This window comes from Bacillus sp. TH22, assembly GCF_016651015.1.
GTDB lineage: Bacteria > Bacillota > Bacilli > Bacillales > Bacillaceae_G > Bacillus_A > Bacillus_A mycoides.
Genome location: NZ_JAEKER010000001.1, coordinates 4,361,885 through 4,380,973 on the forward strand (window position 1 = coordinate 4,361,885; position 19,089 = coordinate 4,380,973).

The following is a 19,089-nucleotide window of genomic DNA, read 5'->3' on the forward strand; positions in this document are numbered from 1 at the left end:
TTATAACGTGTAAAGAAATTTGATATAATGAAGGAACAAATGTTCTTTAAGGGGTGAGTAGTATGCGAGAAATGTATCCGAAAAATGGACGTGTTATTTTACATGTAGATATGAATTGTTTTTTCGCATCTGTTGAAATTGCTCATGACCCATCATTACAAGGAAAGCCATTAGCGATTGCGGGGAATGAAAAAGAGAGAAAAGGGATTATCATAACATGTAGTTATGAGGCGAGAGAATATGGAATACGTACGACGATGCCTCTATGGGAAGCGAAGCGATTATGCCCGCAATTAGTTGTGAGGCACCCTAATTTTACATTATATCGAGAAGCTTCATTTCAAATGTTTCAAATTCTTTCCCGTTTTACAGAAAAAATACAACCGTTTTCTATAGATGAAGGGTATTTAGATATTACAGATTGCTATGCGCTCGGTTCGCCTCTTGAAATAGCGAAGATGATTCAACAAGCGTTACTAACAGAGTTACAGCTTCCATGTAGCATTGGGATTGCCCCAAACCTTTTCCTAGCAAAGACTGCTTCAGATATGAAAAAACCTCTTGGAATTACAGTACTTCGAAAACGTGATATCCCAGAAATTATTTGGCCACGATCAGTTGCAGAGATGCATGGAATCGGAGAGAAAACAGCTGAAAAACTAAAAGACATTCATATACATACAATTGAACAGTTAGCAAAAGGAGACGAGCATATCATTCGCGCTAAAATTGGAAAGCACGGTGTTGATTTACAAAAACGTGCAAAAGGTATGGATGACAGGGAAGTTGATCCGAATCAAATGGGACAACATAAAAGCGTTGGAAATTCGATGACTTTCTCAAAGGATATGGACGAAGAAAAAGAATTACTTGATATGTTAGAAAGATTATCGAAATCAGTAAGCAAAAGGCTACAAAAACGAACTCTCGTTAGTTATAACATTCAAATTATGATTAAATACCATGATCGTCGCACGGTAACACGGAGTAAACAATTGAAAAATGCAATATGGGAAGAACGGGTTATTTTCCAAGCAGCATCACGTTTATGGAAGCAACACTGGGATGGTGATTCTGTTCGTCTGTTAGGTGTTACAGCTACTGAATTAGAGTGGAAGACAGAATCAGTGAAACAGTTAGATTTGTTTTCATTCGAAGAAGATGCGAAAGAAGAGCCGTTACTTGCTGTTATTGATCAAATTAATGAAAAGTATGGAACACCTCTTTTACAGAGAGGTAGTCAATTATTGCGTAAGCAAGAAAAGTCGTTTCAGCAAAAATTAGAAAATAAGTTTATGTAGAAGGTTTTAGAGATTTAAACCCTTCTTTTTTAGATGGAAGAGAGGATCCAGCCATTCGATGTCTCCATTGTCTTTCCATTCCGATGCAAGCTCCTACAATAATTGCTATAAATAACCTTAATACGATGTCATACCATATCATCATGGTTACCTCCATACATATAAGTACATGTTATATTTTTTGAGAATGAGTGAGAAATACCCACTCATTCTCATTTTTACAACCAGCTGTGGAATTTTTTAATATAAAGCTTTTTCAGGAATTGTGTTAAGAAAGCATAACCTAATAATATTCCTATGAGCCACGGGAAGTAGCTTAGTGGTAATGCTTGTAAACCAATTGCTGCACCAAGTGGTGAGAATGGAATGTAAATTCCGATTGCCATAATACAAGCGGTTAATATAAGAACTGGTATTGATGCTGTACTTTGAATGAACGGAATTTTCTGTGTTCTAATCATATGGACAATTAATGTTTGAGTTAGCAACCCAACGACAAACCAACCAGATTGGAATAGCGATTGTTCTCCAGGTGTATTTGCACCGAACACATTCCACATGACAACGAATGTGATAATATCGAATATAGAGCTAATTGGACCGATGCAAATAATGAAGTTACGCAAGTTTGCAGTATCCCATTTTCTAGGCTTCTCTAGAAATTCCTTATCCATTTTATCCCATGGAATTGAAAGTTGTGAAATATCATAAAGTAAGTTTTGAATTAAGAGATGAATTGCAAGCATCGGTAAAAATGGAATGAAAGCACTTGCCACTAATACACTAAATACATTTCCAAAGTTAGAGCTAGCTGTCATTTTTATATATTTTAAAATATTGCCGAAAGTAGTGCGTCCTTCTAAAATACCTGCTTCTAATATAGTTAAACTTTTTTCAAGTAAAATAATATCGGAAGATTCTTTTGCAATGTCAGTAGCAGTATCAACAGATATTCCAACATCAGCATCACGTAGTGCAACGGCATCGTTAATACCATCCCCCATATAACCTACAGTATGACCATTACCTTGCAATACGCGAATGATGCGGGACTTTTGCATTGGATTTAGTTTTGCGAACACTGTTGTTTCTTCTGCCAGTGTTGCTAATGTTTTATCTGGTAAAGAATCAATTTCGTAACCGAGGACAGGCTCACCTATATTTAATCCCACTTCTTTACAAACTTTTTTTGTAACAATTTCGTTATCGCCTGTTAAGATTTTCACTTGTACGCCATGTTTTTGCAATGCTTGAATTGCAGAAGCAGCAGATGGTTTAGGTGGATCTAAAAAGCCGATATATCCAGTAAGGATCATAGCGGATTCATCTTGTACTGCATAAGCTTTATGATAAGGTTTGTTATCGTTCTTGTATGCTACAGCGATGACACGCATTCCTTCACTATTTAAAGTTTCGCTAAGATGTTTTACATTTACTCTCATTTCTTCAGTGAGAGGGACAATTTGTCCATCAACTTCAGTGTAGTTACAAATTGATAAAATTTCTTCTACGGCACCTTTACAAACCATTGTATGTTCACCTAAAATATTTTTCACGATGACAGACATGCGACGCCGAGCAAAATCGAATGGAATTTCATCTAGCTTTTGAAAAGCTGATGGATCAAATTTATGGTTCTCCTCTGTATGTTCAATAACAGCTTTATCTATTAAATTTTTCAATCCAGTTTGATAGAAGCTATTTAAATAGGCAAAGTGTAATACACGATCGCATTCATTTCCGTTAGGATCTAAATGACGAACTAGGACAACTTTATCTTCTGTTAAAGTTCCAGTTTTATCTGTGCAAAGAATGTTCATAGCACCTAAGTTTTGAATTGAGTTGAGCTGTTTTACAATTACTTTTTGTTTAGACATGTTCACGGCGCCTTTAGCTAAATTAGCAGTTACAATCATTGGCAGCATTTCAGGTGTAAGGCCAACTGCAACAGCAATAGCAAAGAAAAAAGCTTCTTGCCAATCTCCTTTTGTGAATCCATTAATGAGAAGGACGATGGGTGCCATAATAAGCATGAATGTGATTAAGAGCCAACTTACTTTGTTTACGCCTTTATCAAAGTTTGTTTCTGCACGTTTTCCGATAACCTTTTTTGCTAAAGAGCCGAAATACGTATCCGTACTAGTTGAAACAACAACAGCTTTTGCGCTACCGCTAACAATATTTGTACCCATAAAGCAAAGGTTTTCCATATCGAGCGGATTGTAATTTTTTTTCATGTTTTTCGGTAATATATGTTTATTTTCCGTATGGTAGCAGTTTTCGTATTTTTCTACAGGAAGTGCTTCCCCGGTTAAAGAAGACTGATTAACAAATAAATCTTTTGCGGATAAAATACGCACATCAGCTGGCACGATATCACCAGCTGAAAGTGAAATAATATCGCCAGGTACAAGTTCTTCAATTGGAATTTCTGTTGTGTAATTTCGATTTAAATTTGTTACGTTTTTTGTTTCGTGTACAAATCCATCTATTCTAAAGACACTCGCAGTTGTTCGAACCATAGCCTTTAACTTATCCGCCGCTTTCTGAGAGCGGAATTCTTGTAAAAAGCGAATCGTTGCACTTAGCAGTACCATTACAGATACGACAATTGTTCCTTGTATATCATCTGTGAAAAAAGAGAGTGCTCCAAGAGCTAACAAAACAAAAATAAATGGATTTTTAAATGCCAGCAGAAATTGAATGTACCACGGCAATGTTTTATTATGAGCGATTTCGTTCGGACCATATAAAGAAAGTCTACGAGACGCTTCTTGTTTAGAGAGTCCATCTTGTGTTGTTTCTAAGAGTTTTAACGCAGAGTTTACATCCTTTGTTGCAACTTCCACTAATAATTCGTTATTTGCTTTCATGCTATCTTGATCGTAAGCATGCTTCGTTTCTTGTCTTTGTAAATTTAACATTGGTAGTTCCTCCTCTTTCATGAAGGAGGAAACAATCTGTTACTCGACTATTTTAAACAGGGAGGAACAGCTTCTTTCCTACCTACATGATGAAATATAAATGTAAAACATATGGGTATCTGGGCCGAATCATCACTTGCCACTGTTCCTCACCTCCGTACAATTAGTAGTTTCTGAATATGCTATGTTTGTTTCATAGTAGGGTGCATAAAGATATAAAAAAGACCTTTACTCAAAACGAGTAAAGGTCTGAATTCGTAGTCAAAAAGAGTCAACAACAAAGACTGTTAGTAAACATAGGTAAAAACAGTTTTTGTGTATGACAAAACATACGCACCTCTCCCTCGTTGAGTTTTAGCACTGTATAGCATAGGTACTGAAACCAGCTACGTTAAGAAAGGCCTTCATTCCGACCTTTCCTGTTGACCCATTGGCGTCTCTCGACATTTTTGGGCAGCAGCGTTTCTCTATACAGGAGCCTCACCTAACAGAGACCATATTCAATTACAAGTTGAATGTTAGCACTGTAAAATCGTAGTGTCAATATCTTTTTAATCTGTTTTTTTGAAAAATTAAATAGATTTATAATGGATATATGGAATGGAGTGGGTTATGTTGTTTATAGATAATGTGGGAAAATAAATGTTTTGTAAGAGGTGCATGTATAATGAAACCGCCAAATTTTATAATAAATATCTGAGAATCAGAAGTGGTTGTTTAATGAGCGAGAAGATTTATGTTCTCATGGAGAAAATTATTTAAACGTAGATGGAACGATTATTACACAAATGAGCATGGATGAGAGAGGTAAAAAAGTATTTTTATACTTTTTTGCCTTAAAGGATTTGTTAAAATCTAAAATGCCAATAGAACCTCTTTCGGGGCTCTATTGGCATTTTTAGATTGATAACGTATATTTTTCATATTTGCACCACAGTAGGAATATTTTCTTTGTTTAATAGTAAGAGCTAGGTCATATATTACAAACCATCTAATCGAAAAGGTGATTTTATCTCATTCAGCAATCAACAATCGAATTAGGCCTTTAATTGTTAGGTAAATCTAATATGTATTTTATTCTCTTACCATCTTTTTCTCCTAGATATACTAATTTCGCAGGTGTATTAAGTGCAACGCCCCAACTTTCCCTCATTTTCATTGTTGCAATGCCTTTATGGTTTTGTAACCTCTCCCATGAAACTATAGTTTTCTTTGTACTCTCATTAAACATTCCATTCGTCTTATTAACTCCTTTTAAAGGTGCCAATATATGCAAATCTGTAAAAATTGTTTGTTCCGTTTGAGTGTTATTTGTTGCCTCAATATCAAAAAGGTAATGAATTTCTTTATTTCCATTATCATCAATTACTTGTTTCTTCTTGAAAGAATTAATGCTAAATTTAAATATATCTGTATTAAATGATTGACCTAGATTAATATTCTCTGATTTCACAATATAAGATTCATTTAAATTATTTACTACCTGATATCTCCAACATGCCCCTAATATAAAAAATGTACAAATAATCATAAAAACATATCGTTTTTTATTCATATCTTTCTCCCTCTACATCTCTGAGGATAGTGATACTTTACCATTTTCAACTAGGAATATTCTGTCTGCAATTAAATTTAATGTTTCACTATCATGACTCGCAACTAATATAGTTGTACCTGTAGACTTTAAATCTAATAAGATTTTAGTTATATCCCTAATTCCATTTTCATCTAAAGCGTTTGTAGGCTCATCTAAAATTAATAACTTAGGATCTTCCATAATTGCTTGTGCTATACCCAATCTTTGTTTCATTCCAAGTGAATATTTTTTTACTTTTCTTTTATCTTCTGGATTTAATCCTACGAGCTCCATTGTTTCACTAATTGTTTTATCCGTTATTTTATTTTGAATAGAAGCTAATAGTTTTAAGTTTTTAAATCCTGTATAGTCTGGAATGAATCCTGGATATTCAATGATAATGCCTGTATTTTCAGGAAACGGATGATCAATACCAATTATTTTTCTATCTATTAATATTTCACCACTATCTATTTTCATCAATCCTAATAAAGCTCTAAAAAGCATTGTTTTACCTGAACCATTTCTCCCTTTAAAACCATAAATCTTTCCCTTTTCTAATTCAAAATTAACATCATTTAAAATAATATTACCTTTTAGCATTTTAGAAACATGCTTGGCCTCAATGTATATCATCAGAATCATCCTTTCTATTAACAAATTCAAATGTTTTCCCTACCCAATAACCACTTATCCATAGAAAAAAAGCGCACAAAAGAAAATAGGAAATAGAATATAGAAAATGTTCATTATTAACGTAAAATAAATTTTTACGAATTAACATACTATCGAACGGATTACATATAACCGGTATAAATATAGTCATGGTAATAATCACTATAATCACTATATATGAAATAACACTTTTAAATTTAGTAGACACAATTAAATAAACCCAAACTAATAAGGAAGATGTTATTAGTTGTAAAGTAAAGCTTTTTATAACAAAAATGGTTTCTTTTAAATGATTATAAATTTTAGGATTAATATTTTCTGTATATATCCCCCAGTTAAATTGATAAGAACAAAAAATACCTCCCCAGAAGAACACGGCAATATAAAATAATAAAGTTATACAAATAGTTAGTATACCTGTACTAATAAATTTGCTAAACAATACTTGATACCTAGATACTTTCCTGGCTAAAAGATACGGTGTCTGTTGTATAAAATCAGCTCTTACATAAGTACCTAATATAAAACAATAAGATAATTGTAATATAAGCCATGTTACTGGAAGCTGGAATCGCCCCATTTCAACTTCTTTAAAAGATATCCCTTTTAGTAATTCATATAAAACATCAAGAACCGTTATAGCATTTGAAGGTAGCTCTCTATACTGGGCTGATTGCTTTAATAAAAATGCCGCTCCCCCCACCAATGCACTATAAACAATAAATACTATTATCAATCTTAATTTCATAATATGAATGCTTAATATTAAATCCCTTTTTAATAATTTATAAAAAACACTATTTTTCATCGTAATTAATCACTTCCGTTATATAAGTCCATCCGGTGTAAACAAATATTCAATATAGCAAATGAAATACTAATAATCCCTAACATAAAAGCCAATTTCATCAAGATTATATCTATTAGAAACCAATCTTTTTCTTGAAAAATCAAACCTTTTGACCAAAATAAAGAGAAATTATATTTTTTTCTAACAACTGATCTATCGTAATAAGGAAGTAGATAGTAAAAATACAAATAGCTTTATTTTTAATGAAAAAAACTAGTATTTGTGCAAAAATACATATTGCTACAGTTACTAGCCATAACGATACTATAAAATATGTAATTACTAACCAACTTGAAGATGTGAGCAACCAAATCACTATTTTTTCTTTTACAATAAAAAAATTAATTCCTACAATTAACAGATAGATACTTGAATAGATGATTGTTAGACTTACAATTTTTATGATTAAATGAAAACAATATGATTGACGAGTTTTATGTCTAAAATACATATAAACATTCTTATCCGTATAATTAAATGAATAGAAAAAAAGTAACAATAATGGAAGATAACTAAATAACACTATTTTCATATCTCTTGAAGTACTAAGAAATGAAAACAAAGAATCATTAGATAAAAAGTAAAATGATCTAATGAGGTGAATAGACACACCAACTATAAGAAATAAAATATTAATCACAAATAACCATCGTTTTTGAAACAACTCTAATAAATACATTTTCAAAAGGCTATAAAATAACATGTCTTTTTACTCCTCTTAAAAATAAAATTATCGATAAAATAAAAATCCCTATTAACACTAAAATAGAAACAATAATATTGGCTCCATGATATATATGGGATTCAGATAAGAAATATATAGGAGCGAGGGGCATAGGATAAAATAAATTAATTATCATTAAAAAAAGTTGTAATAAAAAAGCACTTAATAAAGTTACAAAAGTATGCTTGGCATAAAAGGACATACTAAGAGAAAACAAAGCAAATGCTCCTCCATAAACAAAAGCAATAACTGTATATAACATCATATGAATAAAAGGATGAGTGAAATAAATGTTAATAAAAAAGGTCGCTCGCTCATACATCCCTATATTGGAATTTAAAACTTCGTCAGGATTTACATTTGGAAGAAACATAAATGATAAAAAAATGTTTAAAATCAATGGAATAATAACAACAAAGCCACCGATAAAAAAGGTTTTACTAAACAGCTTAAGAAAATACATTTTATAATTACTTCTTATAATTACAAACAAAAAAGATCCATTTTTTTTATCTTCCTGAAAGATCGATGAACTAGGTAAACTTGCAATCACTGGAAGTATAAAGAAAAATAAAAAGGAAGGTGTTACAATACTATTAATTCCCATCCAAGTTGTATATGGAGTGAAGATAACATCCTTTTTATCGGCTAGTGGAATTACATAATATAATATATATACACAAGATAAGGCTATTCCTAACATAAGCGAAAAATAAAAATTCCTATTATTCATTCTTTCATTAAAATAAGTACCCATGTTTCACCTCTTAAAAATTCAAATATACTCCTCGTAACATTTAAAATATGTAATGTTACGAGGAAAGGCTTACAAGAATATAAAGTATTATATTTATAAGTTCATTTTTCATATAATTATTTACGAATACTATCCGGGCTCCAAACACCACTTGCTGTACCCTCAGCCCATCTTCTGGTATCAATTTTAACCTTGATACCAGAATTATATTTCTCAACTGCTAAATTGTATAAGAATTCTTCTTGACCATCACGCATTTTGTATGAATGACCATCCGAAACATCAGTACCATCTTTTAATGCAGCCCAGGCATTGAAATATCCATCTAATCCCGACATGTTGTCAACCCTCATATAATAAGCCGTTTTATTATATGAGGGTTGAGATGGTGTTTCATCATTAGGACTGTAAACACGATATACATTTGACCAGGGTCTATCTTCATGATTAGACTTTGCTGCTGCTGATGCTGCAAAGCTTGATAAGGCTATTCCTGCTGTTAAAGTTAGAACCGTTATTTTTTTCATTTATACTCCTCCTATTCTTTTACTTGTAAGCCCTTAAAAAATATAGCACATGAAATAAAATAATATATATAGATTTACAAATATTAATATTTCTTTAATATTAGCTATAACTTTTTAACAAATATCTTGTAAAACATATCATTACACAAAGTTTTTCAAGCAATAACAACTGTTTTACTTATAGATATTAAATAAAGAAAAGATATTTACAAAAAAGATACAATATAGTTGTTTCAATTGTGCTACAAGTAAAAGGATTATTTAATAAATCAAGTGAAAAGATAATTTTAGATGAATTTGATCGGAGTATGTATACAGATTTTTGGACAGAAGATGACTGGTTGTTAAATAAGTAAAAATAAAAAAGCACTGTAATCAGTGCTTTTTTATTTTAGATTACGAGATTGTAGCATTTTCAAAAATAACAATCTCTGAATTACTTGTTGTTGAAACGCGTTGTGCGTAATATGTTAAAGCTGAAGAAATATATGTTGGTAACGAATCATTTGTATGTGTTGTTGTATATTCATGGATTAATTCTTTTAAAGTCGTCCATTCTAATTGTGCTGGGTGATCAGAAACGAAAGAACTTACCCAGCGATCAAATGAAGATGAAAAATCAGTTTGTAAACGAAATACTTCTTTCATAATAAAACGCTCCCTTAAAATGTAGTATAATCATTTTAACACAAAACACGAACGATTACTAAGTTTTTAATTATAACGTTCGTGTTATATAGTTGTCTAGATGATTGGTTATGTAAATTCGATTTGCCATTTGAAATAACATTCCGTAAGATGAAAGGTAGATTATATAAAGAGCTGGAGGAAAGAAAGTGGAATTTGTATTTTTAGGAACTGGTGCAGGTGTTCCTTCGAAAGGAAGGAATGTTTCAGCAATTGCTCTGCAATTGCTAGAAGAACGAGGACAGACTTGGTTATTTGATTGTGGCGAGGCGACGCAACATCAAATATTGCATACATCAGTACGTCCACGCCGCATTGAAAAAATATTTATTACGCATTTACATGGTGATCATATTTTTGGGTTGCCTGGTTTATTAGGAAGCCGTTCGTTTCAAGGAGGGACTACACCTTTAACAGTGTATGGACCAAAAGGAATTAAACAATTTATTGAAGTGGCATTATTAGTAAGTACGACACATGTTAAATATCCACTTGAAATCGTTGAGATTACGGAAGAAGGTATTGTGTTTGAGGATAATGAATTTTGTGTAGAAACAAAAAGGTTATCACATGGAATTGAATGCTTCGGATATCGAATTGTAGAGAAAGATATACAGGGAGCTCTTTTAGTGGATAAGTTACTGGGAATGGGTGTGAAACCTGGTCCAGTTTTTAAACGCTTAAAAGATGGTGAAGTAGTTGAATTAGAGAATGGCACAGTGTTAGATGGAAAAGATTTTATTGGCCCGCCTCAAAAAGGAAGAGTTATTACAATTTTAGGCGATACACGATATTGCGAAGCGAGTAGAGAGCTTGCGCAAGATGCTGACGTACTTGTTCATGAAGCAACTTTTGCGGCAGAAGATGAACAACAAGCGTATGATTATTTTCATTCCACATCTAAGCAAGCTGCGAGTATTGCAGTTCAGGCAAATGCAAAACGCTTAATATTGACTCATATTAGTTCTCGTTATCAAGGAGATACATATAAGGAATTATTGAAAGAGGCAAGAGAGCTATTTTCTAATACAGAAATAGCTACGGATTTAAAATCATTTCCAGTAGAAAGATAATAATGTTGTGAAAAAATGGTGACGATAGGTTGCCATTTTTTTTATTTCTAAAAAAATTAAAAATAAAACTGTTATCATTTTGTTTTTATATAGGATGACACAGAAAGTTTTAATGATGTGAAGATATAGGATAAAAATACATAATAACGATTATTTAGAAAAACTGTTATATAAGTCAGACGACATACGATTGGTACAAGTAGCAAAAATGGATTTTTATTCAGAACTTTTAAAATTCATTAAAAGTAAGCGTTTTATTAAAAACAAGCTATAATGAGGGCAGATTATAATTTATCCCGCTATTTGCGGACAGTAAGACTCCCACCTCAGAATTCGGCGAATGCGAGGAAGTTAGGTGGGAGATAACTGCCCGTAAAAGCCCGATTGGTGTGGGCTAATAATCAGTGGGGGATGGACAAAACCCCCACTGATTAAAGTTTCACTTTATTGTAGGCTACATGCGTTTTAGCCATTTGTCATAACAAGTGAAGTTGACTAAATCGTGAGAGAGCAACATGGAAATTATAATAGGAAGGATATTACTATTATTTGTACTAAGTCTTTTTTCCCTTTTTAGCTTTAAAATATCAAAAGGTATGAAAGCAATGGGAGTTTCACTTGTTTATGCTATGCTTGTAGGGGGTTCTGTGTTAAACTTTGGATTGCTACCAGACTTTATTGTGGACTATCTTATATTATTTTTAAATGCAGGTAATGCTAAGTTTCTTATTTATTATTATAACTGGTATTATTTCAGGATATATTGCTTCACTGTTATTCAAAAACTATCCAATTCTTACAGCGGAACAAATTCGTGGTACGACTGGAACAGCAACCGATTCGGTAGCTTAATAGAATAGTAAATAATTTTTTCATAGAGGTTTAGGGGGAGTTATGATGAAGTATCGCTCAGTGTTTGATATTATTGGTCCGGTTATGATTGGTCCATCAAGTTCACATACAGCAGGCGCGGCAAGAATGGGGCAAGTTGCTCGTCAGCTGTTTCGTCATGAACCAGAGAGAGTTAGCATTTCATTATATGGTTCATTTGCAAAAACATACCGTGGTCACGGTACGGATGTAGCGCTAATCGGTGGAATACTAGGATTTGAAACAGATGATTTACGTATTCCAAGTGCGTTAGATATTGCAAAAGAACGCGGGATTGAAGTGGAATTCATTGAAGAAGATGCAAATGCTCCGCATCCAAATACAGCGAAAATTCGTCTGTATAAAGGTGAAGAGGAAATTGAAGTTGTTGCTTGCTCAATTGGTGGCGGTAAAATTGAAGTTGTAGAATTAAACGGATTCGATCTTCAATTAACAGGCACGAGTCCAGCACTACTTATTGTAAATAACGATCGCTTTGGTGCTATCGCAGCTGTAGCTTCAATCCTTGCTAAGCATGAGATTAACATAAGTACAATGAGTGTTTCTCGTAAAGAAAAAGGAAGAAGAGCGCTTATGGTCATTGAAACAGATGAATTATTAGCAGATGAAGTAATTGCGGAAATAAATGGGCAACAAAATATTTGTCAAGTAACTATTATGGATTAATTGCAGGGGGGACACACCATGTTTCGGAACGCAGCGGAACTAGTGGCGCAAGCTAAAGAGCAAAATGTAAAAATCGCAGAAATTATGATTCAATGTGAAATGCAAACAAGAAATATCTCACGTGAAGAAGTAATTGCTGGAATGGAAAAGAACTTAGTCGTGATGGAACAAGCAGTAGAACGCGGTATTCGTGGTGTAAAATCACCGACTGGTTTAACTGGCGGGGATGCTGTGAAAGTCCAAGCGTATATGCAGAGTGGAAAAGGTTTATCTGGAGATACAATTTTGGACGCAGTGAGTAAAGCTGTTGCGACAAATGAAGTAAATGCGGCGATGGGAATTATTTGTGCAACACCAACAGCAGGATCTGCTGGAACAGTGCCAGGTGTACTGTTTGCACTACAAGAAAAATTACAGCCGACACGCGAAGAAATGATTGAATTTTTATTTACAGCAGGAGCTTTCGGTATGGTTGTTGCGAATAATGCTTGTATTTCTGGCGCGGCAGGAGGTTGCCAAGCTGAAGTAGGTTCAGCAAGTGGAATGGCAGCTGCAGCAGCAGTTGAGATGGCTGGTGGAACACAAGATCAAGCAGCTACAGCGATGGCGATTTCATTAAAGAATATGCTTGGTTTAGTATGTGATCCTGTTGCAGGGCTTGTAGAAGTACCTTGTGTAAAACGTAATGCAGCAGGAGCTGCGAATGCCATGATTTCAGCTGATTTATCATTAGCTGGTGTAACTAGTACAATTCCATGTGATGAAGTCATTGAGGCGATGTTTAGAATTGGACAAACGATGCCAGTAGCACTTCGTGAAACAGCAGAAGGTGGCCTTGCAGCAACACCGACAGGTCGTCGTTTGCAAGAAGAGATTTTTGGTAAGAGTAATAACTAAAAGCATATCATATGATTAAAGTAAAAACGGAGCTCAAATAAAGTTGAGCTCCGTTTTTTATTTTTCTTTTGCTATTTCTTCTAATGTTTTTCCAAGATCGTGTGATCGTTTCGTTGCTTGTGTAATACATGAGATTAATGCTTGTTGAAAATTATGCTCCTTTAATACTTCAATACCTGCTTCAGTTGTTCCGCCAGGAGAAGTAATTTCTTTTCGCAAAATAGAAGGGTGTTTTTCGCTTGCTTTTAGCATTTCAGCAGAACCAATCATCGTCTGAAGAATAAGAGATTTTGCAACATCTTCTTTTAAACCAATTTTTTTTGCTGCCTCTTCCAGTGCCTCTACCACGTAATAAATATAAGCTGGTCCACTTCCAGATAATGCAGTGATAGCATGCATATCTTCTTCTTCTACAACAGAGACGAGACCAATCGTTTCAAATAAAGATGTTGCAGTGCGAATATGTTCCTCCGTTGTGTGTTCTGAAGGTGAGATAGCGGTAGCGGATTTTAAAATGGCTGCAGATGTATTTGGCATTGCACGAATAATCGGAACGTCTTTTTGAAGTAGGTTTCTAATTGAATGAGCAGAAACACCTGCTAATAACGAAATAATAAGCAAGTCATTATTTATGTATTCTTTAAGAGGAATAAGCGCTTCTGCGACATCTTTTGGCTTCATAGCTAGAAAAAGAATATTTGCATCAGCAAGTAATTCCTTTTTATAATGTGTACCTTTGACACCGTATTTTTTATGTAACTCCTGTAATCTTGTCTCGTTAGAACGATTACTTACAGTGACGTGTTCTCCCTTAACAACATTTGCGTTTAATAAGCCACCAATAATCGCTTCGGCAATAGAGCCTGCACCGAGAAAGGAAATGTTTTGCATAGACATGATGTGCCTCCTTTAAATTTGGTTAGAAATACTTATAAATGTACATACATTCGTTTTTTTATGGAAAAGACCTCTTTTTATCTGAAAATAATGACAAATTTATAGGGAAGTTGTAAACTGAAGAGGTATTCATTTTTGAACCGGAAAAAGACAGGGGGGCTAAGCATGACGGCGATTCATCGAATGGAGATTCCTGTTCCATTTGCAGTTGAGACAGTGAATGTGTTTTTAGTTGAGGGAGAAACATTAACGTTAATTGATACAGGGACAAATACAGAAGAAGCAAAGAAAGCACTAGAAAGTCAATTAGGTGCATTAGGATATAAGATAGAAGATATTGAAACGGTAGTGATTACGCATCACCATGCGGATCATTGCGGACTTTTAAATACATTTTCTGAAAAAGTAAAGATTATCGGACATCCTTGGAATGAACCGTGGATTACACAGAATGCTGAATTTTTAAAGAGGTATCATGAATTTTTTAAAGAGACAGCCTTGCAGTTCGGCGTTCCAGCAGTATTTCTGAATGGTGAGGCGTTATTGACGACGAAGACACTTAAATATTCTTGTAATAGATCGTTAACACATACCGTGAGAGAGGGAGATCGTATAGATTCGTTACCTGGATTTACAGTGATTGAAACCCCGGGTCATGCTTCCACTCATATTTCATTATATAGAGAATCTGATGGAATATTAATTGGTGGGGATGCTCTCATTAGTCATATTTCTTCAAATCCAATATTAGAACCACCATATGAAGGGCAAACAGAAAGAGCGCATCCCTTATTGCAGTACAATCAAACGTTAAAACGTTTAAGTGAAATGAATATTTCACGGATTTTATCAGGGCATGGGGAAGATGTTCTGAATGTGAAACAACTTATTGAAACAAGATTACAAAAGCAAGAGACACGTGCTTTTAAAGTGCTTGAACTATTAAAGGAAAAGCCAATGACAGCATTTGAGGTGTGTGTAAAACTATTTCCGGTATTATATAAAGAGCAATTACCACTTACTATCTCAGAAACTGTTGGACAATTAGACTTTTTAGCATATAATCAACAGGTGATGATTGATGAATCTTCACAACAATTGATTTATTATGCAAAGTAGGTGACAGCAATGACGGGACGTTTACAAGAAAAAGTAATCGTCATTACAGGTGCTTCTAGTGGAATTGGAGAGCAAGTGGCAATGCAGGTTGCAGAGCAAGGGGCGACGCCGGTATTAATGGCTCGAACAGAAGAGAAGCTACAAGCATTAGCGGACAAAATTAAAGTAACTTATAATACGCCTTGCTATTACTATGTATTAGATGTAAGTGAAGAAACGAAAGTACAATCTGTTTTTTCAAAGGTATTACAAGAAGTAGGACGTATTGATATATTGGTAAATAATGCTGGGTTTGGTATTTTTAAAACGTTTGAAGATGCTTCAATGGATGAAGTAAAGGATATGTTTCAAGTAAATGTATTTGGATTAGTAGCTTGTACGAAAGCGGTATTACCTAATATGGTAAAAAGGAACGAAGGACAAATTATTAATATTGCTTCATTGGCTGGAAAAATTGCAACTCCGAAGTCGAGTGCTTATGCAGCAACAAAACACGCTGTATTAGGATTTACGAATAGTTTACGTATGGAGTTATCTAACACAAATGTATATGTAACAGCAATTAACCCAGGACCGATAGATACGAACTTTTTTGAAATAGCCGATCAATCAGGTACATATGTGAAAAATATGGGACGTTACATGTTAAAACCAACATATGTAGCAGAACAAATCGTAAAGGCGATGCAAACGAAAAAACGTGAAGTAAACTTGCCGAAGTGGATGGGAATGGGGCCAAAGCTCTACGCATTATTCCCAGGTTTATTTGAACGCGTTGCAGGCAAATCATTAAGTAAAAAATAGGAGATTTCCATATGGAAATCTCCTATTTTTTATATTCCAGTTACATAATCGTAAACGATATCCTCAACAGCCTCGTATACATCAATTTCAGTATTTAAATGAATTATCATTTGAATATGTTTAATTAGCATTTCCTGATCCTCTTTTGAAACAGGATTACATTGATATTGCCGAAAACTTTTTATAATCATTTTCTCAATTAATTTTTTATTCATGTTTTTCCCCGCCTGTATGTATACATGTATTGTTTTATTGTACTTGAAGTGAAATGAAAACACTACTATGCACTATTTTTGCATAAAAATCCACTTGTGTATATTTCTTTTATAGCGAGGTTGATATTTTGAAGTTTTTAAAAATTATAAATATTTAATTGACTTTATAATTATGCAATATTATAATCAAACTTAATTTAAAGAATAGATATGAGGAGGAGCTTATGAAAGTCGCAATTATTGGAGCAACTGGATATGGAGGTATTGAGTTAATTCGGTTATTAGAGCAACATCCATATTTTTCGATAGCATCTCTCCATTCTTTTTCACAAGTCGGTGAATTTATAACAAATGTATACCCGCATTTTCGAAATGTTCTTGTCCATACGTTACAAGAAATTGATGCGGAGAAAATAGAGAAGGAAGCTGAAATTGTATTTTTAGCAACTCCAGCGGGAGTATCGGCAGAGTTAACACCAAAATTATTGGCAGTAGGTTTAAAAGTAATTGACCTATCTGGAGACTTTCGTATGATAGATCCCTCGTCATATGAATTGTGGTATAAAAGGCCAGCTGCACAGGAAGAATTTCTTAGGAAAGCAGTATATGGATTAAGTGAATGGAAAAGGCCTGAGATCCAAAATGCAAATTTAATTGCAAACCCAGGATGTTTTGCTACAGCTGCATTATTAGCGGTAGCGCCGTTAGTACGTAGCGGCATGATTGAAGAAGCTTCGATTATTATTGATGCGAAATCAGGAGTATCTGGAGCGGGCAAAACGCCAACAACAATGACTCACTTTCCTGAGCTATACGATAACTTACACATTTATAAAGTTAATCAGCATCAGCACGTTCCTGAGATTGAGCAAATGCTTGCAGAGTGGAATCGTGAAACGAAGCCAATCACGTTTAGTACACATTTAATACCGATATCACGAGGGATTATGATTACACTTTATGCGAAAGTGAAAGAGGAAATGAAAATAGAGCAACTTCAAAAGTTGTATGAAGAAACGTATGAATACTCAGCTTTCGTTCGAGTTCGCTCGCAAGGAGAATTTCCAAGTCCGAAAGAAGTAAGGGGCTCAAATTATTGTGATATTGGGATAGCTTACGATGAAAGAACAGAAAGAGTTACGGTCGTTTCTGTTATAGACAATATGATGAAAGGTGCGGCAGGGCAAGCAGTTCAAAATGCAAATTTATTAGCGGGACTAGAAGAGACAACGGGTTTACAGTATATGCCGCTTTATCCATAAGGGGGAAATTATGATTAAAGCATCGTCTATTACAAAATTAGCAAATGGTTCAATTGTTACACCAAAAGGCTTTTTGGCAATCGGTACTGCAAATGGTCTGAAAAAGGTGAAAAAGGATATGGGTGCAATCGTTTGTGAGGTGCCAGCATCATGTGCTGCTGTGTATACAACAAATCAAATACAAGCAGCGCCGTTGCAAGTAACGAAGGATAGCATAGCAGCAGAAGGGATATTACAAGCAATTGTTGTAAATAGCGGCAATGCAAATGCTTGTACGGGGATGAAAGGATTGCAAGATGCTTATGAGATGCGAACATTAGGAGCGGAACACTTTGGAGTAAAAGAAAAGTACGTCGCAGTCGCTTCAACAGGTGTAATTGGAGTACCTTTACCGATGGATATCATTCGAAAGGGAATTGAATCTCTTGTGCCAACAAAGGAAGTAAGTGAAGCTTATTCTTTTTGTGAAGCAATTTTAACGACAGATCTTATAACGAAAGAAACTTGCTATGAGATGATAATTGATGGGGAAGCAGTGATCATTGCTGGGGTCGCAAAAGGCTCAGGGATGATCAAGCCGAATATGGCAACGATGCTTAGTTTTATTACAACAGACGCCAATATAGAGCATGAAGTATTGCAAACAGCATTATCACAAATTACGAATCATACGTTTAATCAAATTACGGTGGACGGAGATACTTCTACAAATGATATGGTCATCGTTATGGCAAGTGGATTATCAGAAACGAAAACGATGAATATGGAACATGAAGACTGGGAAACTTTCGTAGTTGCTTTACAAAAGGTATGTGAAGATTTAGCGAAAAAAATTGCACAAGATGGTGAAGGTGCTACGAAGTTAATAGAAGTAAACGTGTTAGGGGCTAGAACAAATGAAGAAGCAAAGAAAATTGCAAAACAAATAGTCGGTTCCAGTCTTGTGAAAACAGCGATATACGGTGAGGACCCAAATTGGGGACGAATTATTAGTAGTACTGGACAGAGTGAAGTAATTATTAACCCAAATACAATTGATATCACTCTTCAATCTATCGCCGTATTAAAAAATAGTGAGCCTCAAATGTTTTCTGAAGAGGAAATGACAAAGAAATTACAAGAACATGAAATAAAAATTGATGTGTGTTTACATTTAGGAGATGAAACGGGATCAGCTTGGGGCTGCGACTTAAGTTATGAATATGTGAAAATAAATGCTTGTTATCGTACATAAGGAGAGAGAA

20 protein-coding genes and 1 riboswitch are annotated in these 19,089 nt (G+C 34.2%); of the genes, 10 read left to right on the top strand and 10 right to left on the bottom strand.

From position 1 onward, the window contains the following. Nucleotides 1-62: 62 nt before the first annotated feature. Entirely contained in the window at nt 63-1,301 is a 1,239-nt protein-coding gene (locus JFU18_RS22315) for a DNA polymerase IV (RefSeq protein ID WP_002088539.1), read from the top strand. Here JFU18_RS22315 and JFU18_RS22320 read toward each other — a convergent pair. From JFU18_RS22320 to JFU18_RS22350, 7 genes are all read right to left on the bottom strand, one after another. Beyond that, on the bottom strand, nt 1,294-1,443 hold the full coding sequence (locus tag JFU18_RS22320) for a hypothetical protein (protein ID WP_162014387.1): 150 nt from the start codon (nt 1,441-1,443) through the stop codon (nt 1,294-1,296). The genes JFU18_RS22315 and JFU18_RS22320 overlap by 8 nt on opposite strands. 76 nt (nt 1,444-1,519) lie before the next feature. Next, on the bottom strand, nt 1,520-4,225 hold the full coding sequence (mgtA, locus tag JFU18_RS22325) for a magnesium-translocating P-type ATPase (RefSeq protein WP_201034303.1): 2,706 nt from the start codon (nt 4,223-4,225) through the stop codon (nt 1,520-1,522). Nucleotides 4,226-4,556: 331 nt separating this feature from the next. Continuing rightward, nucleotides 4,557-4,724: riboswitch (M-box (ykoK) riboswitch) on the bottom strand. Between the two features lie 546 nt (nt 4,725-5,270). Then, nucleotides 5,271-5,780 (bottom strand): hypothetical protein, encoded by a 510-nt coding sequence (locus tag JFU18_RS22330; protein ID WP_201031758.1) that lies wholly within the window; start codon nt 5,778-5,780, stop codon nt 5,271-5,273. A gap of 12 nt (nt 5,781-5,792) precedes the next feature. Beyond that, nucleotides 5,793-6,437, bottom strand: a complete 645-nt coding sequence (locus tag JFU18_RS22335; protein ID WP_201031757.1) for an ATP-binding cassette domain-containing protein — start codon at nt 6,435-6,437, stop codon at nt 5,793-5,795. Next, the gene (locus JFU18_RS22340; RefSeq protein WP_201031756.1) at nt 6,424-7,284 is read right to left on the bottom strand and encodes a hypothetical protein; all 861 of its coding nucleotides are present in this window, start codon (nt 7,282-7,284) and stop codon (nt 6,424-6,426) included. Before JFU18_RS22340 ends, JFU18_RS22335 begins: the two co-directional genes overlap by 14 nt. Before the next feature lie 731 nt (nt 7,285-8,015). Beyond that, complete coding sequence (locus JFU18_RS22345) at nt 8,016-8,807, bottom strand: hypothetical protein (RefSeq protein ID WP_002143079.1); 792 nt, start codon at nt 8,805-8,807, stop codon at nt 8,016-8,018. Between the two features lie 116 nt (nt 8,808-8,923). After that, a complete protein-coding gene (locus JFU18_RS22350) occupies nt 8,924-9,334 on the bottom strand; it encodes a hypothetical protein (protein ID WP_201034302.1) in 411 nt (136 codons plus the stop codon). Nucleotides 9,335-9,573: 239 nt separating this feature from the next. On the opposite strand from JFU18_RS22350, the gene JFU18_RS22355 reads away from it, so the two are divergent. Next, nucleotides 9,574-9,690 carry a hypothetical protein gene (locus JFU18_RS22355; RefSeq protein WP_002067056.1) on the top strand — a complete coding sequence of 39 codons (117 nt, stop codon included), beginning with the start codon at nt 9,574-9,576 and terminating at the stop codon, nt 9,688-9,690. 40 nt (nt 9,691-9,730) lie between these two features. Here JFU18_RS22355 and JFU18_RS22360 read toward each other — a convergent pair whose 3' ends face one another. Then, the gene (locus tag JFU18_RS22360; protein ID WP_201031754.1) at nt 9,731-9,982 is read right to left on the bottom strand and encodes a DUF3932 family protein; all 252 of its coding nucleotides are present in this window, start codon (nt 9,980-9,982) and stop codon (nt 9,731-9,733) included. 188 nt (nt 9,983-10,170) lie between these two features. On the opposite strand from JFU18_RS22360, the gene rnz reads away from it, so the two are divergent. The 4 genes from rnz (at nt 10,171) to sdaAA (ending at nt 13,548) form a co-directional block, all read left to right on the top strand. After that, nucleotides 10,171-11,094, top strand: coding sequence for a ribonuclease Z (rnz, locus tag JFU18_RS22365; protein ID WP_201031753.1), 924 nt, complete (start codon nt 10,171-10,173; stop codon nt 11,092-11,094). Between the two features lie 714 nt (nt 11,095-11,808). Next, a complete protein-coding gene (locus JFU18_RS29930) occupies nt 11,809-11,946 on the top strand; it encodes a hypothetical protein (protein WP_002066987.1) in 138 nt (45 codons plus the stop codon). Between the two features lie 45 nt (nt 11,947-11,991). Then, on the top strand, nt 11,992-12,651 hold the full coding sequence (gene sdaAB, locus JFU18_RS22375) for an L-serine ammonia-lyase, iron-sulfur-dependent subunit beta (RefSeq protein ID WP_002088527.1): 660 nt from the start codon (nt 11,992-11,994) through the stop codon (nt 12,649-12,651). 18 nt (nt 12,652-12,669) lie between these two features. Further along, the gene (gene sdaAA, locus JFU18_RS22380) at nt 12,670-13,548 is read left to right on the top strand and encodes an L-serine ammonia-lyase, iron-sulfur-dependent, subunit alpha (RefSeq protein WP_002033842.1); all 879 of its coding nucleotides are present in this window, start codon (nt 12,670-12,672) and stop codon (nt 13,546-13,548) included. A 57-nt stretch (nt 13,549-13,605) separates the two neighbouring features. Here sdaAA and proI read toward each other — a convergent pair whose 3' ends face one another. After that, nucleotides 13,606-14,445: a pyrroline-5-carboxylate reductase ProI gene (gene proI / locus JFU18_RS22385; protein ID WP_201034301.1), complete on the bottom strand. Its 840-nt coding sequence runs from the start codon at nt 14,443-14,445 to the stop codon at nt 13,606-13,608. A 165-nt stretch (nt 14,446-14,610) separates the two neighbouring features. Between proI and JFU18_RS22390 the strand changes: the two genes are divergently transcribed. Both JFU18_RS22390 and JFU18_RS22395 read left to right on the top strand, forming a co-directional pair. After that, a complete protein-coding gene (locus JFU18_RS22390) occupies nt 14,611-15,564 on the top strand; it encodes an MBL fold metallo-hydrolase (protein WP_002014957.1) in 954 nt (317 codons plus the stop codon). Nucleotides 15,565-15,573: 9 nt separating this feature from the next. Continuing rightward, entirely contained in the window at nt 15,574-16,368 is a 795-nt protein-coding gene (locus JFU18_RS22395) for an SDR family oxidoreductase (RefSeq protein ID WP_002143077.1), read from the top strand. Between the two features lie 29 nt (nt 16,369-16,397). Here the strand turns inward: JFU18_RS22395 and JFU18_RS22400 are convergent, their stop codons facing one another. Next, nucleotides 16,398-16,583 (bottom strand): YqzH family protein, encoded by a 186-nt coding sequence (locus JFU18_RS22400; RefSeq protein ID WP_201034300.1) that lies wholly within the window; start codon nt 16,581-16,583, stop codon nt 16,398-16,400. A 224-nt stretch (nt 16,584-16,807) separates the two neighbouring features. Here JFU18_RS22400 and argC point away from each other — a divergent pair, with 224 nt between their 5' ends. Both argC and argJ read left to right on the top strand, forming a co-directional pair. After that, a complete protein-coding gene (argC, locus tag JFU18_RS22405; protein WP_201034299.1) occupies nt 16,808-17,845 on the top strand; it encodes an N-acetyl-gamma-glutamyl-phosphate reductase in 1,038 nt (345 codons plus the stop codon). A 10-nt stretch (nt 17,846-17,855) separates the two neighbouring features. Further along, nucleotides 17,856-19,079 (top strand): bifunctional glutamate N-acetyltransferase/amino-acid acetyltransferase ArgJ, encoded by a 1,224-nt coding sequence (gene argJ / locus JFU18_RS22410; RefSeq protein ID WP_201031750.1) that lies wholly within the window; start codon nt 17,856-17,858, stop codon nt 19,077-19,079. Nucleotides 19,080-19,089: the final 10 nt, after the last annotated feature.